The organism is Coleofasciculus sp. FACHB-1120, from assembly GCF_014698845.1.
Classification (GTDB): Bacteria; Cyanobacteriota; Cyanobacteriia; order Cyanobacteriales; family FACHB-T130; genus FACHB-T130.
Genome location: NZ_JACJTV010000013.1, coordinates 49578 through 75460 on the forward strand (window position 1 = coordinate 49578; position 25883 = coordinate 75460).

Sequence of the window (25883 nt, forward strand, 5' to 3'; positions counted from 1 at the left end):
AGAATGACTCTGCAACTGACAACCGAACCGTTACCAAGTCCGCAAACCGGAGTTGGCTCTGGAAAGGTCTTTTTGCTGCAAAGTCGTTCTCAAGTTTTCGACTTCTGTCCTTAATTCCTCTAGCCGCTGACACGCCTGGGGAACCGGGGGGGGTGTTTGAGGCTGTCGAGTAAACCGGCGCGTAGTCGGAGTTTGCTCCGTCAGAGCAGTCCCGCAGGCTTGAAAAGCTGCTTCTGACTCCTGGTTAAGCCGGGTAATATTTGCGGTTAGTTCTGGATCTAACTTGTCATCAGTATCAAAAACGGGTGCCGTGTTGTTCCAGATATTCGTTCCCGTGATGTCAGAATAACTACGATCGGCTCTTGCAGGTGCAGCCATACCTAGCGCCACAATTGATAAGCCAACAACCCAACCCAAAGATTTTATGGTGTGCATTTCGGATACTCCTCCTTAAAACTTCAATGCTGTCCCAACACCTAATACAAATCGAGAGCCGTCACCCGCACCTGCAACGTCGCGCAAGGCTGGAGTAATCACAAAAGGAAAGTTTTTGAAGGGAGCGATGGAAAGACCCAATGCTAAGTCCTGCCCTGTCCATTCCGCAATAAAACTAACAGGTCGAACAACTCGAACTGCCAAATTTCCAAACACGTTGATATTGTTTTCACCCGCATCAACCGCACCGTTGGAACGGAACTGTCCATCGCCGACACCCACCGTAAAAGCAACGCGGCTGAAAGCATCATTGAGAGATTCTCGGGTTCGGAATATTTTGGTAACAACTCCATATTTGGATTGTTCAAAGTCGTTGTGACCAATATTTAAAAAGCCATTCCAGCCTAATGCTGCGGATACATCTCCCCCAAATCGACGATGCAGCTTGCCGTTAAAGCCACCTTCGCCAAAGCTGTCATTTGTCGCTAAGGCGTAGGATAGTTCTACCCCCACGGCTTTATCGGCATTGCCTAAGCCGATACCGATCCCCGCAGCCCCGACAGAACCACTATCTTCTCGCACGTTGGGTTGATAGGTGCCGCTGATAAAGGCGGTGTTTCTATCGGCACCATAGCCAACTGGGATATAAATACTCAGGGCTGGCGAAGCTTCAAATTCCTCAATGGGTGCTGGCAACGCTAGCGGTGCAACTGGTTCCGGACTCGGACAGGATTCTGTCGCCGCTGTGGTTCCTTCTTGAGCAACTTGATAAGTTGCATCATCTAAGGATTTAACGTTCTTGGTTCTTTGCGAGGCACAGGTATTCCCGGCTTTCGGTTTCGTTGCGATTAACTGGCTGGTTGTAGCCGTTGACGAATTAGCGATCGCCCGATCGGGACGGAGTGCCTCAGCCTTGGATGTAAATGTACCTCCACTGGTTATCGTTCGTTCCTTTACAACCGCTCCGTCAACGGTTTCTCCGTTTCGGAAGGAAGCTAAGTCAGTCGCTTTCCTCGCGGATGCATCAGATGCAGGCTGGTTAACCTCAGAACCTGCTGATAACTGGGTGAGGATGTTATTTGTAGGAAGCGCCGCAGCTTCAGGGATTTCTGGCAAATCAGTTTGGGGGGCAGATGTCAATGCTGGAAGTTGCCTTGCAGTTAATCCTGGGGCATTTTGAGAAGGCGGCGCAAATTCCTGCCTGGATGCTAATCGTGGTTCTGGTTGGATTTCTGGGGCAGCGATCGCTGTCATACTTCTAGGAGTCACCATCGGGGTGGCAACACTCCCCTCATCAGTCACGGCTTTTTGGGGAGAACCTTCGGAACTCGGACTTTCACTTGCTTGGGCTGTCATCCCTCCAGCCACAAGAGCAGCTAAAGTACAAACAGCAACACGGGAAAAACGCATAAATTAGCCCTACTAAACTCACACCGCTCCAATTGAGAAGTCGGTCTTCCCAAATCGTTGAATAGATACTTATACAGAGCTGGGCGCGTTTATCCGCAGCGACATCACCCAACTTTTGCCTCGATTTGAGTAAAAATCATCGCTTCAAATCCCGATCGCCGCTTCCTCTCCCTTCAGCGCGATCGCTCTCCTATCCTTCACCGGATAAACTAGCCGTGTCGATATCTATATTTACGACATGATTGTTTTTGTCGCCCTGCTAGCTTTCTACGTTGCCTGGAATTTGGGCGCAAACGACGTTGCTAACTCAATGGGAACGTCAGTGGGATCGAAGGCTGTCACCCTGCGGCAGGCATTGGTGATTGCCGGGGTATTGGAATTTACAGGTGCAGTGCTGTTTGGTCATTCCGTATCGGAGACGCTGGCAACAGGGGTTGTCAATCCAGAACTGTTCGCTGACGCACCTCAGATGCTACTGATTGGCATGGTTTCGGTACTGATAGCCTGTGGCATCTGGCTGCAAATTGCCACCAGTCAGGGCTTACCAGTCGCATCATCTCATGCGGTAGTCGGCGCGATCGCCGGTTTTAGTTGGGTGGCTGCGGGTGTTGGTGCCATCGATTGGTCATTAATTGGTCTAATCAGCTTCGCCTGGGTAATAACGCCGGTCATCAGTGGCATAATTGCCGCGTTATTCTACAGCGTCGTCAAGCGTTGGATTCTGGATCAACCCAATCCACTTTTTCAATTGCGCGAGTGGATTCCCTGGTTGAGTGTGACATTGCTGGGTATCTTTGGGGTGATTGTTCTACCTTCTGTGAGTCAACCCATCGATACTTGGCTGACAGAGAGTTTCGGCATCAACCTCCCTGCCCACGATATCCCCCTCTTAATTGGCGCGATCTCATCCGTTGCCCTTACTCAGTTCATCTGGCGACAATTAGCCCACGAGGAAGCAGAGCAGCTTGTAAACACAACGGTTATCACTGGAGCAAATGAGCCTGACAACCGCGACCCAAATCCAAAGTCTAAAATCCAAAATCCCATTGAGCGTCAGCTAGCACGGTTTCAGCTATTAAGTGCCTGCTTCGTTGCCTTTGCCCACGGTTCCAATGATGTTGGCAACGCGATCGCTCCCTTAGCTGCGATCGCCTATATTAATCGCACAGGTTCCGTTCCCGTCTCTGGCTTTAGCATTCCTCTGTGGATTCTCGTATTAGGCGGTGCCGGTATCGTTGCTGGTCTTGCCGTCTGGGGCAAAAAAGTCATTGCCACGATTGGAGAAGGCATTATTGCCCTCCAGCCGAGCGGTGGCTTCTGCGCTGAACTCGCAACCGCTACGACTATCTTGCTTGCTTCCCGGCTGGGCTTGCCCGTTTCCACCTCCCATGCCCTTGTTGGTGCTGTGGTTGGCATTGGTGCAGTCAAAGACTGGAAATCCATCCGCTTTCAAACCCTGCAATCGATTGGACTCGCTTGGCTGATTACCCTTCCCATTAGTGCGGCTTTGGGGGCAATTATCTTTCTAGTGACCCGTCAGCTAGGGGGACAATTCGGAATTTTCCACTTGATTGGTTAAATTTAAAACTTTACATCCCCTCTCCGGTTGCCCGATTGGGATACACTCTTTCTGGAAGGAGTTTCTAGGCGGCATCGGCTGCCCAGTTGCGGAAAATGTGTCCGCGTCCAAAAACTCGATCCTAAATGCCAGCGATTAATTGGCTTCCAGGCAGAGGGACACGGCACTGTTTCATCTGCGTGTTGCAAAGCTCAAACCTCTGCTTATAAACGGGGTGCGAACTTTTTGCCTTCTTTTGTCGCGGGTTTGGGGAGCAAAAGATTAGACTTCTTGCAAAAGTTGTCTGAACTCCCCAAAAGTCTCTCGCTTAAGGGGAAGAAACTCCCTCTTCGTTATTCAATGTGTTGCTGGAGGATGGTTTCAAAGTAGCTGTTCTTGCAGGGAGTGCAAGATTCAACAGCTCTAGAACAAAATTAAATTCACCCGAAAAATCTCTTAAGAATCACCAAAATTTTGGAATAATTTGTCAGTATTGATGCTAAAAAATCAAACCCTATCATTCATCTGAGAAACAACACCTAGTTGAGCAAAATCACATCCGTAAGGAAGTGTATTTGCGAAAATATCAGAAATACTAACAAGGCTTAAGTAGACTAAGTTACAATCACACTTCGTTATAGCCAATCGCACCGAGGTTATACGCTAATGGGGCAACTGGACAATCTACCGGAAAATCAAAACACCGGAAATGCTACGGCAGCAGAGGCTCTTTTGAGGGCGATGACGCAGGAACTTGAGAACCTGAAGCAAAATCTCATCGTCCAGTTGAATCAAGACGTTGAGAGACTCCATGCTGAGAAATCCCGGTTGGTCGAGGAGATCAACTATCTACAAGCTCAGCGTCAGCAATTACCCTCGTCCCAAAACCCTCTGCCTCAAGAACAACCTCAAGAACAAATCGATCAGCAGCAATATTTAGTCGGGCAACTCACCCAAGCGATCGCAGAACACCTGCAACACCTACTGATGCAGCGGCTGTCTCAGCAACCAGACAGTTCCTATCAACCGCTGAGTGGCACTGGCAGTAACAATTTGCCGCCCTCGCCAAATGACTACAACGACAGTGCCTACCGAATCCTATCTTCTTTGGATACAACCCTGAGAACGACTTTCAAAACACTGCAACAAGACATTAGCAGTTATCAAAGTTCGTTCTCCCAGCAGCTGTCGCGAATGCACAGCTTGGAACAACAAGGAGAAGCAATTTTAGAAACTCTCGTCAATCGCCTGCAAGAACAACTGCAAGCACAAAGCAGTGCGTTGCCGTTAGTAGAACCATCAGAGTCAGAGGTTGGAGGACAAGCTTATAGCGATCGCAAACAGACCCCAGAAGCGAATGCGATCCCGTTCTCGGTTCCGGCTGCCCCGCTACCACTGTCACGCCAACCTAAACCTAGCTCCCAAGGTCAATTAGGTTTATTGTTGATTTTAATTTCTACCGTGGCGCTGTCGGTTCACAACGTGGTTGTTCAGATCATCGGCAGAGAAAGCCAAATCTTTAACTTGTTTTCCTTGGGAGGATTCATCAAGCTAGGTTTGGGCAACTCGCTGTTAATTTTGTGGTTCCGCATGATGGTAGTGCTGCCTTTGATGGCTTTACTTGCCATTGTTCTCTATCCCAACGTATGGAGGGATATCAAGAAGTTTTTATTAGATCCAGACCGGCGCGGACTTTTAACTGTAGTCGGGAGTGGCTTCTTCCTGTTTTTGTCGCAAGTGCTGATTTATATCGCCATCCCGCAAATTGGCCCAGGGGTTGCAGTGACAATTCTGTTTATGTATCCAATTATTACAGTCCCGCTGGCGTGGCTGTTTTTTGGCGATCGCCCTACCTTCCTGCGCGTTGGAGTGATGTTGGCGATTTCTTTCGGTGTTATCCTCGCGGCTTGGCCTAAAATCTTCCCGGCAGTTAATAGTGGGGTGGCGAGCATTTCTGGGGTAGGAGTTGGCACCGCCGCCGCCTCCGGAATCGCCTTTGCCTTCTACCTGATTTTTATGCAGCTTGGCTTTCAAAAACTTCACCCCGTGCCCGTCAGCTTGGTTCAGTTTACAACCATCTTTGTCCTAGCTAGCATCAGTCTGATGTTGCCATTACCAGAAAATTTGGCTGTTCAGGTCATCCCCGATAAGCGGCTGGGTTTGATTCTCAGCGGCGTTGTTTTGGGGATATTAACTCTAGCGGGCTATTTGTTAAATAACTTTGGCGTTCGCTTCTTGGGTGCCGCACGAGCCTCGATCATCGCTTCTAGTGGCCCTGTGTTAACAGCAGTTTTAGCATTTTTGATTATTCCGAGCGCTCAGAATGCTTTACAGCCCATATCAATTTTCGGCATTGTGCTGGTGACATTGGGAGTTTTCTCCCTAAGTTTTGAGCGGCTGCTAGTTCAAAACAAGGGGCAACCTGCAAAATAAATGCTTCTGTGGGTTAATGAATTCGTCCTAGGGTGGGCAATACTCACCCTATTTTTTATGGGCACTTCTTAATTTATTCAAAACGCGCGATCGCGTCTTTCTCCTTAGTCAAATTTGAATGCGATCGCTACTCTAACATCAACACTCCCGCTGCAAAATCAACTACCAATCGCTTTGTCTGAAGCCAACGTACACCCAAGAGAATGTTTTCCAGTTCATCTCCTCCCAAGACTTCAACTGTGAACTCTTGTCCATCCAAAAGTACACTACCCTCATAGAGATTAAACCGTGCGACTCCTCGTGCTGTCTGCATAGCACGGCGCTCATTACTGTCAAGATACCATCCCAAACTTTTGGCATCTTGGTTGTCAACTGCCAGCCAACCCGTGAAACCTGTATCTAGGAGAGCTTTAACTGTAATCACATCTCCATTAGATGCAATCAATCCAATTTCAAAGAATAACTCGCCTCTACTATTAAACTCGCCAGAAATCATATTCTGCCGCAAGTTCCAGTTTCATTAATGCAGGCAATGAGGCGCATCTTATTAGGATGTTTCTCACGAGCTTTTCCCCTTGCAACCTTTTCATCTGGATCGATGACATAATCCCCGCTGTCTGGCTCAATTACAATAAACCAGTCGTAGTGGTCTTTGATTAGTTCTGGTTGAACTCGCTCAAAAATTGCACGACAGCGCTGATAAAATGCTTCATCTTCAGCTTTACGTTTTGCTTTTTCTTCCGGAGATAGTTGGCGTTCTGGGAATATCCTTCCAGGACGGGGAATGCGGTTATTAGATAGTTGAGTCATTGGATATTTTTCCTATTTAATATTAATAATTTACTTTTGATTGTAAGTTAATTTGATGGCGAGGAGATTGCGCGGTGGATTCACTCGCTGAGAGTCAGGCAATCTCCAAAAATAAATATCGCCCCAGAAGTATCTTTTGGGGCGATATATCTCACAGCACTGCTGTGTTTTGATTCTTAACGGAGAGGGTGGGATTCGAACCCACGTTAAGTTGCCCTAAACAGCATTTCCAGTGCTGCGCCTTCAACCACTCGGCCACCTCTCCAGAGGATCATTTATTTTGAAATGTGCAACTCAAAGCTGCGATTTTTAATAATACACTAAAACTATGACGAATTACCATACCATTCGGATACGCAATCGCCAAACCGGCACTCACCATGACCTTCAGGTGCCAGAAGATCGCTATATCCTATCTAGCGTCGAGCATCAGAGCGTCGAGTTGCCTTTTTCCTGTCGCAATGGCGCTTGTACCACCTGTGCCGTGCGCGTCCTCTCAGGGGAAATTCACCAGCCAGAAGCAATGGGGCTTTCTCCGCAACTGCGCGACAAAGGCTATGCTCTACTATGCGTGAGCTATCCCCGCTCCGACTTGGAAGTGGAAACTCAGGATGAGGATGAAGTTTACGAACTCCAGTTCGGTCGCTATTTTGGCAAGGGAAAAGTCCGTTTCGGTTTACCGCTGGATGAAGACTAACCAAAGGCGATCGCGCAAAATAAAAAGGCAAAAGAATTTTCTCTTTTGCCTTTTGCCTTTTGCTTTTTCCCTTTTCTTGCTTGGTTGCCAAGCTAAAGAAGTTCCGACAGGGGTAATTGTTAAGGTTGAGCGGGTTGTCACCGGACAAACCCTGGAGGTGCTGGATACCAGCAAGCAATCGGCTTTGGTAGAGCGAGTGCGGCTACTGGGAATCGAGGCACCCGATATGAAACAGCAGCCTTGGGGATCGGCGGCTCAAGAGCGGCTCAAACAGTTGATTGGCGGACAATCCGTTTTGTTAGAGTCGGATGGATCGAGCAAAGACCAGTTTGAGCGCCGATTAGCTTATGTGTGGAAAGATGGGGTATTGCTGAACGAGCAGATGGTGGTAGAAGGGTATGTGTTTGTACCGCGATCGCTCAACAACAAATATGACCAACGGCTCACTACCGCTCAAGAATATGCTCGAATTATGGGCAAAGGCATTTGGAACCCAGAAAAACCCATGCGCTGGACTCCAGCGGAGTTTCGGCGTCAAAATCGCTAACTGCTCATTGCGAATGGCTAATTGTTCATTGTTCAATGCCATTAGCCATTAGCCAAAAATATGACACGCCATACCCCTGACCAACTGCAAATTTTTCTAGATATTGCCACCGAGGCGGCGCTAGCTGCTGGTGCCGTCTTGCAAAGCTACTGGGGCAAATTAGAAGCCGTTGAAGAAAAAGGACGCCCAGGAGACCTTGTAACCGAAGCAGATAAAGCCGCCGAAGCCATCATTCTTTCAGTCATCAATCGCCATTTTCCTCACCATCAAGTCCTGGCAGAAGAATCCGGGCAACTGGGAGATACTAACAGCGAATACCTCTGGGCAATCGATCCCCTAGATGGCACCACAAATTATGCTCATCAGTATCCCTTTTTCTCCGCCTCAATCGGGTTACTGATTGACGGAGTGCCCCAAGTCGGTGTCGTTTACGATCCATTTCATCAAGAGTTGTTTCGGGCTGCCAAAGGCCTAGGAGCCACTTGCAACCGGCGGAGCATTCGAGTTTCCAAAACAGCCGAGTTGAGCAAAAGCTTGCTCGTCACCGGCTTTGCTTACGATCGACGCGAAACAGCGGACAATAACTACGCAGAATTTTGTCACCTTACCCATCTCACCCAGGGCGTCAGGCGCAGCGGTTCCGCATCTATCGATCTAGTTTATGTTGCCTGCGGACGCCTGGATGGTTACTGGGAAAGGGGTTTACAACCTTGGGATTTGGCAGCCGGAGTGGTCATCGTGGAGGAAGCCGGGGGCAAAGTCAGCGCTTATGATGGGAGTCCTTTAGTGATTCATTCCGGACGGATTTTGGCGACCAATGGTTATCTACACCCACAGATCAGTCAAGAACTTTTGCAAATTACACCTCTAAGTAGATGGCAATAAGTAGATGGCAAAGTGCTAAAAATCAGGCTTCTCTGTAAGCAAGGTCACACATAGGTTTCGCAAGGGAAGTATATTAGAAAGAATATTCGGCTCTGACGGTGGGACAGCGGGCTATGTCATTTCGGATCGACCGTGGACTGTTCAAGTTTGATTTCACAGACCACCACGCAATTTTAGGGGTGCCAGTAGATGCAGGCGTCAATGACATCCGCAAACGGTATCTCAAAATCGCCCGGAGATTGCATCCGGATAGTTGCAAGGCTGAAAACGAAGCAGAAAAACAGCGTGCCAGCCAGATGTTGTCAAAATTGGTAAATCCTGCCTACGAGCAACTCTCGCAGGATCGCACGCGGGCAGAATACGTCGTTATGGTTGGGCGCATGGGTAAGCGCTTGGCTGGGGAAGCGGCGAACGTTCAACCCCAAGGTGAAACCGCGAAACAGTTAGCTCAGTCGGGGGGCGATTTAGACCATTCCTATAAAACGGCACTGCAAAAGCTAGCACAAACGCAATATGAATCTTTGAGCCAAGTCCTGGAAGTGACGGCTCAAATCAGCGAACTGAATATGGTTTATCTGAGGCGGAAGGGGGGTTCTGGGGTAGCAACCCCGATGATGTCCGATAAACGTCCTATCGAGGATCGTACACCACCACCACCGAAGGATGGTCCACCGCCGCCACCACCACCATCATCAGTCGCGGAACCATATTTCCGTCGCGCTGATGAGTTGATCGCGAAGAACCAGTTTGCGAAAGCGGAGATAGAGTTGCGGGAAGCCCTGAAAATGGAGCCAAACAATAGCCGTTGCCATAGCTTATTGGGAATGGTTTATTTGAAGCAAACTCCGCCTAAGGTGACAATGGCGAAGGTCCATATCACCCAAGCTTTGAAATTAAACCCTCAAGATCCAATTGGGCTAGAGGGCAAACAGACACTAGACAAGCTGACACAAAAAGTTGCGGGTGGCAAGACAACGACGCCGCCTAAGCCTGGGCAGGGCAAGCCAGCGCAGGGCAAGCCGGAGGATAAATCTGGAGGCGGTTTATTTGGTATGTTTGGTAAGAAGAAATAAGAAAGCGATGTCTTCGATTAGCGACTCGACCATTAGATGTTTGGAAGTTGTCGGTGAGAACTAGGTCAATCCGTCAACTCGCTAATCGCGAATACTTCGCTTGAAAATCGCTTGTCAACTAACAAAAAACAACGACTGAATGGTTTATCAACCCCCGGCAGGCGCGAGGGATTTACTGCCTCTCGATGTCGCTCAAAAAAGCTGGATTGAAGATCGGTTGCAGCAGGTGTATCACCGCTGGGGCTATCACCGGATTATCACCTCCACTCTAGAGCGGTTGGATACTTTGATGGCAGGCGGAGCAATCCAGCGCTCCACAGTGATTCAAATACAGGATGCTGAGGAAGGGACGCTGGGACTGCGCCCAGAACTGACAGCTTCGATCGCCCGTGCATCTGTGACGCGGATGGCTGGTGTTAGTTATCCGCAGCGCCTCTACTACAACGCTAATGTATTCCGCCGTTCGCAGGGAAGCAATTACGGGCGTCAGCAGGAATTTTACCAGGCAGGGGTAGAGCTGTTGGGTGCCGGGGGGGTCTTGGCAGATGCAGAGGTGCTGTTGTTGCTGGGAGACTGCCTGAAGTGTCTGGGGTTAAGCCAGTGGCAGGTAATTTTGGGAGAAGCGGGGTTAACGCGATCGCTTTTTTCCCCCTTTCCAGTTCATCTGCAAGAAAAAGTGCGACGGGCGATTGCGCATCTCGATCGGATTACTTTGGAAACTCTGCCCCTTTCTCCGGAATTGCGAGAACGGGCTTTATTTCTATTTGAGCTGCGGGGACACCCGGCTGATGTGCTGCAACGAGTTTCCACGCTAGATTTAGCAGAATCTGAACGCCAAACAGTCAACAATCTAAAATCCCTGATCGATCTTCTAAATGAAGGCTATTCCCATCAGCAAAGCTTCCCCGTGACGCTGGATCTCAGCTTGATCCAAACCTTTAACTATTACACCGGCATTGTGTTTGAAGTCGTTAGCGATACAGACACCCAAGCACGGGTTTTAGCCCAGGGAGGACGCTACGATCAGCTGCTGGGACTCTATCATCCCCAAGGGCAAACTTACCCCAGTATTGGGTTTGCGCTGAACATTGAAGACTTATACCAAGTCTTGCTCTCAAAGGCTGGGATGCCCCGCGAAACCCCTGCGAGTGATTGGTTAGTCGTTCCTGCATCCCCCCAAGCCTATATGGCAGCGTTTGCCCACGCCCAAACTCTGAGAGATTCGATTCATCTGGTGCGGGTGGAGATGGATTTAGGAGGGCGATCGCCTGAAGATGTGCGAGAATATGCCCGTAGCCGCCACATCCGTCGCATTGCCTGGGTGGAAGCTGAGGGTGCTACTAAAATTGAGACGCTGAGTTAGATTTTTTCAACGCAAAGGTACGCAAAGGAAAGCGCCGAGACACGCAAAGAGAGGGGCTTTTCCTGGTAAGATTTCACCTTAACTTTGCGTACCTTTGCATTTAAAAAGCCTCGTTTCAGCTATCAGTCGGAAGACTTTGGTAGGCTATAGAAGCAGCCGTCTGCCAATCCCAAGAGAGAGAACACTGTGCCGCATACGATTGTTACTAATACCTGCGAAGGCGTCGCTGATTGTGTCGATGCCTGTCCTGTTGCCTGTATTCACGAAGGACCCGGTAAAAACACGAAGGGGACTGACTGGTACTGGATTGATTTTGCAACTTGCATTGACTGCGGCATCTGCCTACAAGTCTGCCCCGTGGAAGGAGCAATTGTCCCCGAAGAACGCCCCGATTTGCAAAAGACACCTTAATTGTTGATGATTCAGAGTTCATGGTTGATGCAAAAATTGCAATCAATCATGAACCATAAATAATAAATATTAAATAATAAATAAGAACGAATGACGAATGAACCTTTATTAGAAGTTGAAGATGTTTGGGCGGGATATGTCAAAGATTTGGATATCTTGCAAGGGGTTAATTTCAAGATATATCCTGGTGAATTAGTTGCCGTTATTGGCCCCAATGGTGCCGGGAAATCAACATTAGCAAAGACTATCTTTGGGCTTTTAAACCCTCATAAAGGCAAAATTACTTTCAAAGGCGAGAATATTGCTGGCTTAAAGTCGGATCAAATTGTTCGGCGGGGAATGTGCTACGTGCCGCAAATCTCGAATGTGTTCCCATCGCTGACGGTGGAAGAGAATCTGGAGATGGGCGCGTTTATTCGCAATGTCCCTTTGCAACCGCTCAAGGATCATATCTTTGCCACGTTTCCGGTTCTGGCTCAACGGCGGCATCAGCGGGCTGGAACTCTGTCAGGGGGAGAACGACAGATGCTGGCAATGGGAAAAGCTTTGATGTTGGAACCCACTCTGTTGCTGCTGGATGAACCTTCGGCGGCGCTGTCTCCCTTATTGGTTAATAACGTTTTCGAGCAGATTCAAGCGATTAATCAAACGGGTAAAGCAATTGTGCTGGTGGAACAAAATGCCCGGAAAGCTTTAGGGATGGCACACCGGGGTTATGTTCTGGATACAGGACGCGATCGCTTCACAGGTCCCGGCTCCGAACTCTTGAATGACCCGAAGGTAGGAGAACTCTATCTGGGCGCAGGTAAAGCCCACTGAGACATTAACCTTAAAATTTAACCTTGAAATCAAGCTTACTTAGGGATTGCGAGTAGTGTCAGGGCGCTGCATGGTCTTTCCACTCCTTCCCGCGAAGCACCTGAGTTTTCTATAAATCGCATGGCATACATCTGTAGGGGCACACGGCTGTACGCCCCTACAATAATTGCAAGCAGTTAGCGGAAAAACCAAAAAGGAGAAATATTCATGCGATCGCGCTTGAGATGGCTGTTGCCAGTTATTAGCTTCATCGGTGGTTGCGCCTACAGCATCAGCGGCGCGATCCCTTCGGTACAAGCCGCTCAAACCGTCGTGGTTCGGAAAGGCTCCTCTACTGAATCCATTGCTATCGCGGATCTCCGCCAGCTTGCGGAAACGGGAACTGTCCCATCATCTCTGAGAAGTTTTGCCAGAAATCTGTCTTCTCAACAACGAAGCCAAATTTCATCAGCGCTGAGGGCAAAATTTGAGATTGATGTTCTGCAAATGAGTCGCTTACTCGATACTCAGATTGGCAGAGCGATCGCATCTTCTTTGGCTAGCACAACATCGCGTCAGGATAACGTTGGGGTGCTAGATGTACGATCGGGTTTGGTATTGGGGGCTAGGGCACCAGAAGGACTTTCTTTGCTTAGCTTTATCGAAGCTTATCCCCGTCAAACACTTTATATAGACTTAAGTCAGGCGTTTAAAGTCGCCGAAAATTTTAACAGCGCTTTTTGGCAAACTCAGTGGTTTATGGCGGAGATTTCCCCCCAACTGACTGTCAAGCGCCCCCAACTTACTTTACCTTTTGATCCCACGCTACCGGGAACTGCAACCGTGCAGTTGCTGAACTTAAAACTCAATGATACCCAGCGCCGTCGTGAAATTCCCGTTGATGTTTACTGGTCGGAAGCGGCTTCTCCCGCCAAGCCGATCGTTGTTCTATCGCATGGGTTAGGTTCGGTTCGTACTGATATGCGTTACCTGGCAGAGCATTTGGCATCCTATGGCTATGTAGTGGCAGCCTTAGAACATCCTGGGAGTAACGAAAGTCATGTAAAGCAGGTAGTCAGAGGCAAAGCTCCTTTATTGGATGCTCAGGAGTTTTTGGATCGTCCCAAGGATATCAGTTTTGCGATCGACGAACTAGAAAAGCTGAACCAAGCAGGGGAACTTCAGGGTAAACTGGCACCCGATCGTGTTATGGTAATCGGGTATTCTCTGGGGGGTAGTACGGCTTTATCTGTTGCGGGTGCCGAGTTGCAATTAGCGTCTTTAAAAGAGCGCTGTAAAGGGAACGTGATTTCCTTTAATCTTGGCGAAGCTTCCCAGTGTTTTGCTAGCGGGCTTCCAGAAGACCGCTATCAATTGCGAGATCCCAGAGTCAAAGCAGCGATCGCTTTCAACCCCACCACGTCTTTGATCTTTGGCGAAACGGGTTTGAGCGCCGTGCAAATCCCCACTTTAATTGAATCCGCTTCCGCCGATAAGACGACTCCAGCTTTAACCGAACAAATTATCGGCTTTTCTAAAATACCCGCCCCAAAATGGCTGGTTGGTGTGGTGGGCAGTACCCATTTGAGTGTCAAAGATCCCAGCACTACCCAAGATCAAGCTAGACAACCGAATACACTTTATACGGGCGGTGAAATTGTCGGCGAACAAGCGATTGCTATCCGCAGCTACATGAAAGCGATCGCGCTGGCAATGGCAGCACAACTTACCGATGATGCTGCCAAGTACGCGATTTTCCTTACCCCAGAATATGCTCAGTTGGCTTCAACAGATGCTTTCCCCATTCGCCTCGTGACTGAGATTCCGCCGGAAGCGCAAGCAGTGGTTGACAAGTTTCTTGAGAATCAAGCGAAAAGGTAATAAGTCCTCGATCGTTAGCTCGACTTTATCCATATTAAAGATGCGACAAGGTAGCAAGATCGCAAAAGTGTTGTTTGATTTCTCCTGATGAACTGACTACCGAAAAAATTTCTGCCCCGTCTCTATCGTTTGCACCCCGATCCGGGGGCTGAAACGATACCTCAGCCTGCTATAGGGAGAGCGTTGGTATAAAAGTAACATTCCACACTAATTGATTAGGGATTTACCGCTTAATATTGATGTCGCAGAGATTTCTACAACAAATGCTGTAAGAGTGCTAGGTACGCGATCGCGCGTCGCCGCCTTGCACTCTGCTTTCTTTTTCTGGACTCCTTGGCACGCTTTACAGGTTTTTAATAGTTAATCTACAGCCCCAGATGCTTTGAGCGATCGCGCGATTTCCCGGTTTCGATTCATTTGGGCGATCGCCAAAGCCGTGTAGCCACCCCGGTTTTTCAAATGCACATCCGCACCAGCTTTCAGCAATACCTGCACGGCATTCGCATGACCCCGCTGAACAGCCCACATTAAAGCAGTTGCACCCGCATCATCTTGAAGATTGATATCCGCTCCCAACGAGAGTAGCCCTTGCATCACCCCCGCGTGCCCCTGCTCAGCTGCCTTGATGAGGGCGCATTTCCCGTCGTTGACTCGTGTATTGGGCTTAGATCCACCCTCCAGCAGCACTTTCACTGTGTCAGTGTGTCCTTGCAATGCTGCTAGCGTTAACGCCGTCTCGCCCAGGTTTCCTGCGTTAGAATTCGCGCCCTTTCTTAAGAGAGCTTCCACAATCGCCCTCTGACCATGTAATGCTGCCACCATCAAAGCCGTATCGCCCAACTTATTTCGCGCCTGGACATCCGCCCCTCGGTTGAGGAGAATTTCTACAACATCAGCATGACCTTCCACAACGGCAAAGTTTAAAGCCGTCTCATCATCTTTATCTTTGGCATTGATATCCGCGCCACGATCGAGTAGCGCCGTCACCATATCAGTATTCGCGATCGCTGCCGCCGCCATCAGCGCCGTTGAGCCATCCAAATTTTGAGCATTCACATCGGCACCGCCCTCCAGCAATGCTCTCACCACATCCGGATAAACTCGATCGATTGCTAGAGTTAAAGCGGTTTCACCTTCTTTGTCTTTCGCATTCACATCAGCGCCTTTCGCTAACAAGCGCTGAATCACTTCTAAACGACCAAACTCAACAGCTTCTCTCAGGGGGCTTCTGCCGTCCTTGGTTTTGGCATTCGCATCTGCCCCTCGCTCTAACAAAACCTGCACCGTCTCAGCGTGTCCGAGTCCAGCGGCTAGAAATAAGGGAGAGACACCATCATTCTCTCTACTCCCATTCACCTCAGCACCAGCATCTAACAAGGCTTGCACCACCCTCGTTTTGCCCTCCTGGGCTGCCAACATCAAAGCCGTATCCTCAACGTTATCTTTGACATTGACTTGGGCACCCGCATCCAGCAAGATTTGCACCACATCAGCATGACCTTTCAGCGCCGCCACCATCAGCGCTGTACTGCCATCCTCGTTGGCGGCATTCACATCAGCACCTTGGGCAGCTAACATTTTAACTACGTCAATCTGATTCGCTGCCGCCGCTATCATCAAAGCCGTCAGACGATATCTTTGTCTCAGTTGGTTGACGTTTGCACCAGCCTCTAGTAGAAGTCTGACAATCTCGGTGTAGCCGTTCTGGGCGGCAAACATCAAAGCAGTGGTACCCTCCCGATCTGTCGCATTGACATCAGCGCCAGCAGTGATTAGCGCTTGTACCCGTTGAATTTCTCCCCGCTTCGCCGCCCGAATTAAGTCTTGATTTGCACTCACCGCTGTTGCCTCATCCCATCCGCAGCATTGCCAACTTAACCTCAAATTATACTTTTGAGAGGGTGGTGTCGCTTAACCCCCAAGCTTGGAAAGGACAAAGGCAACGAGGAAGCCTATCACGGTGATGAGTCCAGCAAAATCATGGGTTTGCTCGAAAGCTTCTGGAATCATGGTGTCTGATATCATTGCCAGAATTGCGCCTGCTGCCACGGTGGTAGTTGCGGCGATAATTTTTTCGGAGGCGTGACTGAAAATGGTATTCCCCAGAAATGCCGCAATACCAGAAACAATCGCGATCGCTCCCCACACGCCGAAGATATAGCCAGCTGAACGACCTGCTTTCTTCATGCCAGCAGCGCTGGAGAGTCCTTCGGGAATATTTGAGAGGAAAACGGCAGCTACCGTCACCCCGCTGACAGCACCTCCGTGGATCGTGCTGACGCCGATTACAATTGATTCCGGAATGCCATCCAGCAAGGCACCCACTGCGATCGCTAAACCGCTTCCATTCGCCTCCTCTTCTGATTGTTGTTGGTTGCCAAAGCGCTTGCGATGCTTGGCACCCTGATAATTCAGATACTAGTTTGCCCCTGTGTAAGCGATAGCACCGCTTAAGAAACCAATCGCTGTTGAATCGAAGCCACCCTGCCGATAAGCCTCATCCATTAGCTCGAACGATAGCGCCGAGATCAGCACCCCAGCACCGAAAGCCATCACGGATGCGATCGCACGCGGAGGAATTTGCACAAAATATCCCAACCCGGCTCCGAATAGTAACGCCGACCCCCCCCACCAATCCCCAGAAACCTGCCTGTAACCAGACTGGTAACATCAGATGCCCTCCTTCAGAAATTCCAGCCCTGCAATGTTTAGCAGATTTTTGACTACTCAATCATTTGAGGTTATGGCGCGGTAATGACGACTACCCAAAGGTAGACAGCCATTATGATAAGTTTTATAAAGTTCCTTAATGAGCCGAATCTTATGAGCTTGGAAATCCCCGTATCGATTAAACCCTGGCTTAATTTTATTCATCCCGCCTTGATGTGGGTGCTACTGGGCACGTCCCTCTATGCCCTATATCTGGGCATTTTAGTTCGACGCACTCGCAGTGCTGAAGGGGAAGCTAAAAAAGAGCTAATCAAAGGCAGGTTTAACGTCCGGCACTACCAAGTGGGTTCATTGCTGTTGGCGTTGATGGTGATCGGCACCCTAATTGGTATGGGCGTTACCTATATCAATAATGGAAAACTCTTTGTCGGGCCTCACCTACTGGCAGGTTTAGGCATGACGGGGATGATAGCAGTTTCTGCTGCACTCTCTCCCTATATGCAAAAGGGACACGATTGGGCGCGTTATAGCCACATTTTTTTAAATGTTGTTCTTCTAGGACTGTTTGGCTGGCAAGCTGTAAGCGGCGTGGAAATTTTGCAAAGGATCATCAGCAAGATGTAGCCTTTGGGAAGATGCTAATCGCTAATTGCTAATTGTTCAACAATCATTAGCAATTAGCGATTAGGGATTTAGCCATTAGCCCTTTTCTTCGCTTTTTTAGGCACGGGCAAACCCAGACTGGCGTGAAAGTCTTCCTGCACTTTGGGAGTGAGAGACTTAGAAACTTGTCGCACAATTTGAGCTAAGAGGCGATCGCCCGTATTTTGAATTACCGACTTAGGCAACTTGTGAATAAACTTGGGAAACTGAATGTAAACAGACAAGTCCAGATGCCACTCAACATGGGTGATTGCAGATACCTGATGTGGGGCGAATCTATCTGCCGGTACTTCCACTAATGTCATCGCCGACTCATAGTCAACTTCATAGCCTGGAGTCACATAATTCGGAACGGGTACTGTCCGAACTCGATAAACACCTTGATCCCGTGGCATCAGTTCTAAGCCAATTTTTGGCTCTACCTCATAACCAAAAGCGCCAAAACGCCCGATCACCAACGCATAACCATTCTCTCCTAGGGGTTCTACTTGCATTGGGTGAGCGCAGCGGCAGAACCAACCGTGGTGAGTATCTAGATACTTAGCAACTGTTTCAGCATCGGCATACATTTCCATACAGCTTTCAAAGTGAGTATGAAATCGAGTCGTTTCAATCGTACTCGCGGCTTCTATGGCTGCATTATCAGCGTCGATGAGATTGGACCCTGGATTCAACATTCCTGAGTGAACCTCAAACGGTACCTCAAAGGGTTGACGATCGTAGAATTGCGACTGCATCACCTGCTCTCCTGCGCTGGTTGCCGTTTTCTTGTATACAGGATTCCCACAATGGGGTGAATTGTTTCCATAAATTCTAATTCTTCAACAAAAGACGACAACGCCTTTGAGTTTCTACAATTAAAAAGTTACAGTTTACTACCAACCAAAAAAAATTCTCTGTCCACTCAGCATAGCTTGCGATTCTAAAGACTGGACATGGGTAATTTACGGAGAAATTAATGAAAGCATTTGTAGCAGGGGCAACGGGCGAGACAGGTCGTCGGATTGTACAAGAGCTGGTGCAGCGGAATATACCTGTTCGAGCGTTAGTTCGAGACATCGAGAAAGCTAGACAGATTCTACCAAATGCCGCTGAATTGGTAGTTGGCGATGTTTCACAGCCAGAGAGCCTCTCTTCTGCCCTAGGTGATAGTACGGTTTTACTATGCGCCACAGGTGCTAGCCCCGGTCTTGATCCGACTGGACCCTACAAGGTGGACTACGAAGGCACTAAAAATCTAGTGGATGCCGCCAAGGCAAAGGGAATCGAGCATTTTGTGCTGGTTTCTTCAATTGGTGCTTCTCAATTTTTGCATCCGCTGAATCTGTTCTGGCTGATTCTGGTGTGGAAGAAGCAAGCAGAGGAATATATTCACAAAAGTGGCTTAACATACACAATTGTGCGACCTGGCGGTCTCAAAAATGAAGAGAACTCAGAGCCAATCGCTATGTACAAGGCTGACACTCTGTCTTTAAGTGGCAGTATTCCCCGTACTAAGGTCGCACAGGTGTGTGTCGAAGCGCTATTTCAACCATCGGCTCGCAATAAAATTGTTGAAGTCATTACCAAGGCAGAGGCTCCGGAAAAAAGCTGGGAGCAGATGTTTGCCAGTGTGGCCTGATTATGTTCTCAGCCACCGGACGTTTTCTCGCCAAGATGTTCTCTGCGATCGCGGGTTTTCTCTTCGGGATGCTCAGCATGGCGGCGGTGCTGTGTTTGCTGTTTTATTTTAAGGATTGGGAGGGGCTGCGCGATCGCAACTTCCCTTACGGAAACTCGCCGGTGGCTCCACTAAGCGGAAATGGTACCGCTCCCTTGGTAATGCAGGGGGGCGATCCCTATATTCGTGCCTTGATGCGGACAATTTCTGCTAGTGAAGCAAATGTCGCCCAACCTTACTGGGTAATCTATGGCGGTCAGTATGCCCAAGACCTCAGCCAGCATCCCCAAATGTGCATCCCGATTGGTGTTGGCCCTAATACAGGAAAATGCTCTACTGCTGCTGGTCGCTATCAGATGCTCAATACAACGTGGCTTGAGAAGGCTCAGCGCTATCACCCGCAGCCTTCAGAGTTTCTGTTTTGGCACTCTTATAGCTTTGAGCCACAATTTCAGGACGCTGTAGTTTATGCGTGGCTGAGCGACCGGAGAGCCTGGAAAGTAGACATTTCCAAGTTGCTGCGCCAAGGGCAATTAAAAAAGGTGTTGCGGCTGCTATCTGGCACTTGGACAAGTCTGGGCTATGGGATAGAAACCAACTCCATGAGTGGGAAGCTGCCAGAGATTTATGAGCAAATGCTAAAAGAAGAGCTACAAAAACCTGGGTAAAAAACTTACGCGAGTGCGGATTTTTAAATCTAATCCGGTTCGGTTCGCTGAATCTTGTATCCAACACACTCTTCGGCTTACCCTAAAATCTCTTTCCGCTCATCGTTTGTAACGTAGCACTTCCTAAAAACTCATACGAATCAACAATGTTTTGCGGTTAGAAGATGCAACACCACCTTCTGTAGTTGACGTGTTGAAAAAAATCGGCATAGCCATCACCACCAGCCCAATTAGAAAAATATGAGCGATTAAGTCAAAGGTTGTGAAACCTTTGCTTGTACTTTTTTTAAGACCAGGTAGTAAGCACAAAGCTGGGCGGTGGAGGTGCATGACGGACTCCAAAGGAGGTGAGGTCGAACAATCTATTACTATAGATAGTTGAATCTCTATAGAGTTCCCACCGTTTTTTTAAGGAACTTTTGAGGAAGGCGATCGCTTTTCTCCGTAGAAACCCTTGCTTTTGCTCCTTTTTTTTTCGAACGTTGTTAAGTTTTTTTCTTAATAAACTTAACAACATTTGCCAAAGCTGTGATAACTTTTCTTAACCTTCAAAGCTCCTTGAAAGCCTGATGCCAGAAAAAAACCAAGTATTGATTAGCCAACATAAGTTTAAGCGTCTGCAAAGCTAATTCTCATAAATTTCTAAAGGTAATCCATCTGGATCGCTAAAGAATGTAAACCGTTTGCCGGTAATCTCATCGATTCTGATATTTTCTACCTGGACGCCTTGGTCTTTTAAATAGCAAACAGCTTCATCTATGTTTTTGACAGCAAACGCTAAATGCCTCAATCCGCAAGCTTCAGGGTGACTTAATCTTTGAGGAGGATTAGGGAATGAAAAAAGCTCAATTTGAGCGCCGATACCAACTCTTAAATCTAACTTGTACGAATTTCTTTCTTCTCTAAAAGTTTCTTGGATAATTGAGAATCCTAAAACCTCTACATAGAATTTTTTGGATTTTTCATAATTAGAGCAGATAATCGCGGTATGATGAATTCCTATTGTTTCCATAGAACGAAATTCCACACAACTGAAGCACAGAAAATACATTCCTAATATTACTTTAGTTTAGAGAATGTAAATTAGTAATTCCAATTAATTTAAAATGGAATTTATCCTGTTTTTTATAATAATATCAAATCGGTTTGAATAGCCATTGTTTAAAACCTTGCACCAGCCTTCCAACGAAAAGAGCAGACGGGGTGTTTACCATTTTATTTTTTTGTTAGTGGCAACCTATAGACTTCTTAGGCCCATTTTTTAAGCCCGATTGGGGGGAGTGGTAGGACCTTAGAACCCAAATGCTCTTGGCGTAAGTATTTCCATGCGCGATCGCGCCACTATCAGTTGCATTAAAAAATATTATCAGCCTGGTACCGGCTTAGCTAAAAACTGCCTGACTTTGTCAAAAAACACTCTTGGATTTTCCATATGAATATTATGCCCACAATTACTAATAAGATTAACCTTGGCTGCTGCACACAATCTTGCCATTTCTAAGTTAATGATTCTAAACTTATTATCATATTCACCCACTAGCAAAAGTAGAGGAGTTTGGTTCTGTGCGATCGCTTCCCATAAAGAAGGTTGACATCCAGTACTAAAATTGCGTAGAGACTTCGCTAATTCACAAGGATTATTTCGTAACCGAGACTCTATCATCTGCTCAAATTTTGGATTTTTCTTAAGAGAAACAAAAAGCGGTTGATTATACCAATTCGTTAAAAATTCTGAAAAATTAATCTTTACTAATTCCTGCGATAACTCTAGATCGCGTTGGATTCGTTTCCATCGTTCCTCTTCAGTTTCCAAACCAGGCGAAGCCGATTCTAAGACAACTTTAGGGAAACGTTCAGGGAAATGAAGGGTCAAATATAAAGCTAATCGTCCACCCATTGAATAGCCAACCAAGAAACATTTTTCAATGCTTAACTGTTCTAGCAGGTTGAGCAAAGCGTGGGCAGTGTTTGCCATTTTATAGCACTCATCCCCACCCATAACCTTAGTTTGTCCATGACCCGGAAGGTCAATGGCAAGACAACAAAATTGGTTAGACAAAAACGAGATAACTTGATTAAATTCGTTGCAGTCGCCCATAAAGCCATGTAAAAACAGAATTATAGGCTTATCTGTGCTACCGCTCAAAGAATAGTGAAATTGATAGTTATCAAACGTCATCCTCTACAACTGTTTGCTCAAAGCTGATTTGCTTAATCGTAAAGCATTTCATGATTGCGATCGCATCCTCTGTCACCAACACGACCAAAGTAGCGATCGCAATCCTGACTGGATCTGCAAGCAATGCAGCAGAATTTACACAGTTCTCTTCGTTGGCGCTCCTGACTCCGGAATTAGGCAGCTTTTGTCATCCCTCCGTGAAGGAGCGATTTAACGAGGTTAATCCGCGATCGCTTCCTCCAGCTTCCTCAACATAACTGCCACAATTTAAACATTAATATATCTTATCAATTTAATTAATTTATTAAATTATTTTATAAAAATTCGGACAAATTCTACCGTGTTTTTAAAATAAATATTATGCTAACAAAAGGGAATATTAAGATTAAAATTCCTCCATGTTCCTATTTCATTAGATTCACAGAGTTAAGACATTTTAGAAAAATAACTTTGTTTTTTATTTTATATACTAATCATTGAAATTCATAAAGCCGCATATTTTTGCTAAATTTATCTCCTAAAAATCATGTAATTCAAAATTTGTTTTTCAAAATAGCTAACATTCTTATGGCTGTCGAAAAAATATTTGTTATCAAACTAATCTAAAATTTAAATTAGTTTGACAATAGAACTAATCGTTAATGACACCCAGTTAAAAGAATGCGGAAAAGATAGTTACCTTACACTAGTATCGCTAATTTAGAATTCTATTTAATTCATTTTGGCTTGATCCCCCTAGACTTGGCAACTTAGAGAGGCTGATTTAAGCCCAATCATAGAAAATATTGTGGTAAGTGAAGGTATATGTCTGAAGCAAACTGCCAATCTATCTTATAGCCAACTATTTTTCATTTTTAAGCAACTTAGCAAGTCAATCGAAATATAGAAAACGTTTAGAGTTCTGTAGGCTTCATTCCAAAATAAATTTTAACCCTATTTTTTCAGATTAGTAGAAGGGACAGTAAAGATATCTTAATTAAAGAGAATATTATATTTTAAATATATTTATACATTTAACTTCTACTTCATAACAATAAAAACTTATTATTTTTATCATCACCAAAAATTAATCTCGAAATATTGAATTTTTAAAGCTTAAAAAGTTAGCCTTGCTACGCATTTTAGAAAAAAAAGTTGATGTAAATAGGACTCCTTTCATTGAAGGATGGGGCTACGGCTAGCTTCTTACTTGTGGTACTCTCCAAGTAGTTGAGTTGAAAGATGCGAACTTCTTAAATTCTTTGTCTTGATGACTTCGCGCCTCTTGAGCAAAGATATCAAATGGGGTCTTCCTTCCAAGTGCGTCGTAGATGTTCGCTTCTCCATTTCAGCTACAACCGCCACCCCGTCAGAATTGTCGCTGTGGTTTCAGATATCGATTTCATAAACTGCCGAGGGAATAATCATGCCAAAAATAGAATTAACAATTAGGCAGGTAATTGACTTAGTTAAACAACTGCCACAGGAGGATAAGTCCATGCTCTTGGACACCCTCGCCTCCGAAAGAAAGATGAATGGCACAGATAGGTTAACAGAGAAAGAGCAGCAGATGCGCGTCTTGAGTGCTGAACGGGGGCTGGATTGGGACAGCTTGTGTGAAGACGATCAAGACATGCTGGTTGATAGCTTGCTGCACAAGCACAAGTAAATTTCGAGATTGTTGTCTTCGATACCAATGTTTGATTCTGGCTTCCACGCAAAGGAAGCCAGTTTTGTAATCTAACTAAACTAAGGCAAAAATCGATCCAAAGCTTCTTTTAGCTTTTCAATTTCAACTTCAATATTGCCTTCTTCAGCTGCGCGGGCAATACACTCAGTTAAATGTTCATCCAAAATTATCCGTGCTACCCGATCTAGGGCACCCCGCACAGCAGCAATCTGCACGAGAACTTTGGGGCAGGATTCGCTTTCCTGCACCATGTTTTTTATGCCTCGGACGTGTCCTTCAATCCGAGACAAGCGATTAACAACCCGCCGCAGTGATTCTTCACTGTGGACATGATGATGGGGAGACTCTTCATCCCCATGCTCGTGGGTATGAGAACGACCGTGGACGGGCAAGGTTTCGTCAGTTAGCGGATTCGATCCAATCATGGAGAGTCAATAAGGCAGCATTTGTATTCCACATCGTAGCCTATTTAAGTATCTGCTCTTCTAGAGATGAATAATTGTACTACACTACACTTCGTGACACTACGCTAACGTGTCGCCTCGAAGAATGCGTCTTTATGTTTATAGAAATTTGAGATGTAGGGAAAACCGCATCAGTGCTTGAGCCTGAGTTCAGTCGCTTCACCTGTAAAAATAACTATAGGGATATTTTTTGTTACCAGATAGATCATCACAAAGCTAAAAATTTGATGCTATGCAATTTCCAAAGTTTTTTCGGTTTCTGCGTCAAGTCAGTATTTATGCAATTGCCACCTTTCTAGGAAGCGTTGTGGCGTTTGGCGCTTACCGTGTATCGCCATCTCAGGCTGCTCCTGTCCCCAAGGAAGTTGCTCTTACTCCCGGGGCATCAGAGCTAGTAGCGCAAAGCAGTATTTCTAGAATTCCCAATACGGCTGCAACTGGCAGTTTTGTCACCGCAGCGGTGAATCGGGTAGGAGCGGCAGTAGTCAGGATTGATACCGAGCGCACAGTCAACCGTAACATCGATCCGTTGTTTGACGACCCCTTCTTCCGGCGTTTTTTTGGTGAAGAGTTGCCTAGAGGGCCGATGCAAGAGCGCCTACGCGGTCAAGGCTCTGGTTTTATTATTGACAAGAGTGGGATTATTTTGACAAATTCCCATGTGGTCAATCAGGCGGATAAGGTGACTGTCACCCTCAAGGATGGACGCACCTTAGAAGGGAAGGTACAAGGTGCCGATTCGGTAACGGATTTGGCAGTGGTCAAGATCGATGGAGGCAGCGACTTACCCGTGGCACCCCTGGGAGATTCTAACGAAGTGCAAGTGGGTGACTGGGCGATCGCAGTCGGTAATCCCTTAGGATTGGATAACACCGTTACCTTGGGAATTATTAGTACCCTCAAGCGCTCCAGTGCTGCTGTGGGGATTCCTGACAAGCGGTTGGATTTCATTCAAACCGATGCAGCGATTAATCCGGGGAACTCCGGCGGACCACTGTTAAATCAACAGGGTGAAGTGATTGGTATCAACACGGCAATTCGTGCTGACGCAATGGGGATAGGCTTTGCGATTCCAATTAATCAAGCCAAAACAATCTCTATCCAGCTGGCGCGGGGGGAAAGAGTTGCTCATCCCTATCTCGGCGTTCAAATGGCAACCCTGACGCCCCAAGTCGCTGCTGAAAATAACAGTGACCCCAATGCTCCTTTACAGGTACCAGAAATCAACGGCGTCCTAGTCGTGCGAGTGTTGCCAAATACCCCAGCTGCTAAAAGTGGAATTCGCCGGGGCGATGTGATTTTGGAGATTGAGGGGCAACCCGTGAAGACTGCCGCCGAGTTGCAGAGAATTGTCGAGAATAGCCATGTTGGTCAGGTTCTACAGATGAAGGTGCAGCGTGCCAACCAATCAACATCCATCAGCGTCCGCGCTGGTGAATTGCAAGAACAGTCTTAATTAGTGCTGAGGACTGAGAGGTAAGGACTTAGGATTGAGTGAGTTAAAAGTAAAAAGGAATAGAGAAGAGAATATTCTCTTCTCTATTCCTTTGTAATGCCTGCAACTTTTTCTTGGACTCCCTTTTTAAAGAGGAGAGAAAGTTGCACACTC

27 protein-coding genes, 1 tRNA gene and 1 pseudogene are annotated in these 25883 nt (G+C 47.0%); 17 read left to right on the forward strand and 12 right to left on the reverse strand.

What is annotated here, in order from left to right; all coding sequences use genetic code 11:
* Positions 1–30: 30 nt before the first annotated feature.
* Together H6H02_RS14030 and H6H02_RS14035 are read right to left on the reverse strand one after the other, a co-directional pair.
* Entirely contained in the window at positions 31–435 is a 405-nt protein-coding gene (locus H6H02_RS14030) for a hypothetical protein (RefSeq protein ID WP_190818698.1), read from the reverse strand.
* Positions 436–450: 15 nt separating this feature from the next.
* Positions 451–1845 (reverse strand): hypothetical protein, encoded by a 1395-nt coding sequence (locus H6H02_RS14035; RefSeq protein ID WP_190818700.1) that lies wholly within the window; start codon positions 1843–1845, stop codon positions 451–453.
* Between the two features lie 238 nt (positions 1846–2083).
* On the opposite strand from H6H02_RS14035, the gene H6H02_RS14040 reads away from it, so the two are divergent.
* Together H6H02_RS14040 and H6H02_RS14045 are read left to right on the forward strand one after the other, a co-directional pair.
* Complete coding sequence (locus H6H02_RS14040; RefSeq protein WP_190818703.1) at positions 2084–3424, forward strand: inorganic phosphate transporter; 1341 nt, start codon at positions 2084–2086, stop codon at positions 3422–3424.
* Between the two features lie 645 nt (positions 3425–4069).
* Complete coding sequence (locus H6H02_RS14045) at positions 4070–5836, forward strand: EamA family transporter (protein WP_190818705.1); 1767 nt, start codon at positions 4070–4072, stop codon at positions 5834–5836.
* Between the two features lie 127 nt (positions 5837–5963).
* On the opposite strand, the gene H6H02_RS14050 is transcribed toward H6H02_RS14045, so the two are convergent.
* From H6H02_RS14050 to H6H02_RS14060, 3 genes are all read right to left on the reverse strand, one after another.
* A complete protein-coding gene (locus tag H6H02_RS14050) occupies positions 5964–6332 on the reverse strand; it encodes an aspartyl protease (protein WP_190818707.1) in 369 nt (122 codons plus the stop codon).
* A complete protein-coding gene (locus H6H02_RS14055) occupies positions 6329–6646 on the reverse strand; it encodes a hypothetical protein (protein WP_190818709.1) in 318 nt (105 codons plus the stop codon). The genes H6H02_RS14050 and H6H02_RS14055 overlap by 4 nt, the downstream gene beginning before the upstream one ends.
* Positions 6647–6826: 180 nt before the next feature.
* Positions 6827–6911: transfer RNA gene (locus H6H02_RS14060), tRNA-Ser, on the reverse strand.
* Between the two features lie 63 nt (positions 6912–6974).
* Here H6H02_RS14060 and H6H02_RS14065 point away from each other — a divergent pair.
* The 9 genes from H6H02_RS14065 to H6H02_RS26885 all read left to right on the forward strand — a co-directional run bounded on the left by H6H02_RS14065 (position 6975) and on the right by H6H02_RS26885 (position 14665).
* Complete coding sequence (locus tag H6H02_RS14065; RefSeq protein ID WP_190818711.1) at positions 6975–7343, forward strand: 2Fe-2S iron-sulfur cluster-binding protein; 369 nt, start codon at positions 6975–6977, stop codon at positions 7341–7343.
* The gene (locus H6H02_RS14070; RefSeq protein WP_190818714.1) at positions 7333–7890 is read left to right on the forward strand and encodes a thermonuclease family protein; all 558 of its coding nucleotides are present in this window, start codon (positions 7333–7335) and stop codon (positions 7888–7890) included. Before H6H02_RS14065 ends, H6H02_RS14070 begins: the two co-directional genes overlap by 11 nt.
* Positions 7891–7950: 60 nt before the next feature.
* Positions 7951–8775: an inositol monophosphatase family protein gene (locus tag H6H02_RS14075; protein WP_190818716.1), complete on the forward strand. Its 825-nt coding sequence runs from the start codon at positions 7951–7953 to the stop codon at positions 8773–8775.
* A 113-nt stretch (positions 8776–8888) separates the two neighbouring features.
* Positions 8889–9848, forward strand: a complete 960-nt coding sequence (locus H6H02_RS14080; protein WP_190818717.1) for a J domain-containing protein — start codon at positions 8889–8891, stop codon at positions 9846–9848.
* 139 nt (positions 9849–9987) lie between these two features.
* Entirely contained in the window at positions 9988–11211 is a 1224-nt protein-coding gene (locus H6H02_RS14085; protein ID WP_190818719.1) for an ATP phosphoribosyltransferase regulatory subunit, read from the forward strand.
* Positions 11212–11397: 186 nt separating this feature from the next.
* Entirely contained in the window at positions 11398–11622 is a 225-nt protein-coding gene (locus H6H02_RS14090; protein ID WP_190527451.1) for a 4Fe-4S dicluster domain-containing protein, read from the forward strand.
* Positions 11623–11712: 90 nt separating this feature from the next.
* Entirely contained in the window at positions 11713–12441 is a 729-nt protein-coding gene (locus tag H6H02_RS14095) for an ABC transporter ATP-binding protein (RefSeq protein ID WP_190534160.1), read from the forward strand.
* Between the two features lie 207 nt (positions 12442–12648).
* Positions 12649–14301, forward strand: a complete 1653-nt coding sequence (locus H6H02_RS14100) for an alpha/beta hydrolase (RefSeq protein WP_190818721.1) — start codon at positions 12649–12651, stop codon at positions 14299–14301.
* Positions 14302–14512: 211 nt separating this feature from the next.
* Entirely contained in the window at positions 14513–14665 is a 153-nt protein-coding gene (locus tag H6H02_RS26885) for a hypothetical protein (RefSeq protein WP_206757283.1), read from the forward strand.
* Here the strand turns inward: H6H02_RS26885 and H6H02_RS14105 are convergent.
* A complete protein-coding gene (locus tag H6H02_RS14105) occupies positions 14662–16140 on the reverse strand; it encodes an ankyrin repeat domain-containing protein (RefSeq protein ID WP_190818723.1) in 1479 nt (492 codons plus the stop codon). The genes H6H02_RS26885 and H6H02_RS14105 overlap by 4 nt on opposite strands.
* A 72-nt stretch (positions 16141–16212) precedes the next feature.
* Positions 16213–16972: pseudogene (locus H6H02_RS27900) on the reverse strand (ZIP family zinc transporter).
* Between the two features lie 152 nt (positions 16973–17124).
* Here H6H02_RS27900 and H6H02_RS14115 point away from each other — a divergent pair.
* A complete protein-coding gene (locus H6H02_RS14115; RefSeq protein ID WP_190818725.1) occupies positions 17125–17595 on the forward strand; it encodes a DUF4079 domain-containing protein in 471 nt (156 codons plus the stop codon).
* A 68-nt stretch (positions 17596–17663) separates the two neighbouring features.
* Here H6H02_RS14115 and H6H02_RS14120 read toward each other — a convergent pair whose 3' ends face one another.
* On the reverse strand, positions 17664–18371 hold the full coding sequence (locus H6H02_RS14120; RefSeq protein WP_190818727.1) for a DUF1997 domain-containing protein: 708 nt from the start codon (positions 18369–18371) through the stop codon (positions 17664–17666).
* 221 nt (positions 18372–18592) lie between these two features.
* Here H6H02_RS14120 and H6H02_RS14125 point away from each other — a divergent pair, with 221 nt between their 5' ends.
* Positions 18593–19255, forward strand: coding sequence for an NAD(P)H-binding protein (locus H6H02_RS14125; RefSeq protein WP_190818729.1), 663 nt, complete (start codon positions 18593–18595; stop codon positions 19253–19255).
* Between the two features lie 2 nt (positions 19256–19257).
* Positions 19258–19962, forward strand: coding sequence for a glycoside hydrolase family protein (locus H6H02_RS14130; RefSeq protein ID WP_242040701.1), 705 nt, complete (start codon positions 19258–19260; stop codon positions 19960–19962).
* A 123-nt stretch (positions 19963–20085) separates the two neighbouring features.
* Here the strand turns inward: H6H02_RS14130 and H6H02_RS14135 are convergent, their stop codons facing one another.
* The 3 genes from H6H02_RS14135 to menH all read right to left on the reverse strand — a co-directional run bounded on the left by H6H02_RS14135 (position 20086) and on the right by menH (position 22141).
* Positions 20086–20292, reverse strand: a complete 207-nt coding sequence (locus H6H02_RS14135; protein WP_190818732.1) for a hypothetical protein — start codon at positions 20290–20292, stop codon at positions 20086–20088.
* Positions 20293–20587: 295 nt separating this feature from the next.
* A complete protein-coding gene (locus H6H02_RS14140) occupies positions 20588–20974 on the reverse strand; it encodes a VOC family protein (RefSeq protein ID WP_190818734.1) in 387 nt (128 codons plus the stop codon).
* A 354-nt stretch (positions 20975–21328) separates the two neighbouring features.
* Positions 21329–22141, reverse strand: coding sequence for a 2-succinyl-6-hydroxy-2,4-cyclohexadiene-1-carboxylate synthase (gene menH / locus H6H02_RS14145; RefSeq protein ID WP_190818736.1), 813 nt, complete (start codon positions 22139–22141; stop codon positions 21329–21331).
* Positions 22142–22191: 50 nt separating this feature from the next.
* Here menH and H6H02_RS14150 point away from each other — a divergent pair, with 50 nt between their 5' ends.
* Together H6H02_RS14150 and H6H02_RS14155 are read left to right on the forward strand one after the other, a co-directional pair.
* A complete protein-coding gene (locus H6H02_RS14150) occupies positions 22192–22398 on the forward strand; it encodes a hypothetical protein (protein ID WP_190818738.1) in 207 nt (68 codons plus the stop codon).
* Positions 22399–23546: 1148 nt separating this feature from the next.
* Positions 23547–23789 carry a hypothetical protein gene (locus H6H02_RS14155; protein WP_190818740.1) on the forward strand — a complete coding sequence of 81 codons (243 nt, stop codon included), beginning with the start codon at positions 23547–23549 and terminating at the stop codon, positions 23787–23789.
* Between the two features lie 80 nt (positions 23790–23869).
* On the opposite strand, the gene H6H02_RS14160 is transcribed toward H6H02_RS14155, so the two are convergent.
* Positions 23870–24235: a metal-sensitive transcriptional regulator gene (locus H6H02_RS14160; RefSeq protein ID WP_190413957.1), complete on the reverse strand. Its 366-nt coding sequence runs from the start codon at positions 24233–24235 to the stop codon at positions 23870–23872.
* Positions 24236–24506: 271 nt separating this feature from the next.
* Between H6H02_RS14160 and H6H02_RS14165 the strand changes: the two genes are divergently transcribed.
* On the forward strand, positions 24507–25730 hold the full coding sequence (locus H6H02_RS14165; protein ID WP_190818742.1) for an HhoA/HhoB/HtrA family serine endopeptidase: 1224 nt from the start codon (positions 24507–24509) through the stop codon (positions 25728–25730).
* The last annotated feature ends 153 nt before the right edge of the window (positions 25731–25883 follow it).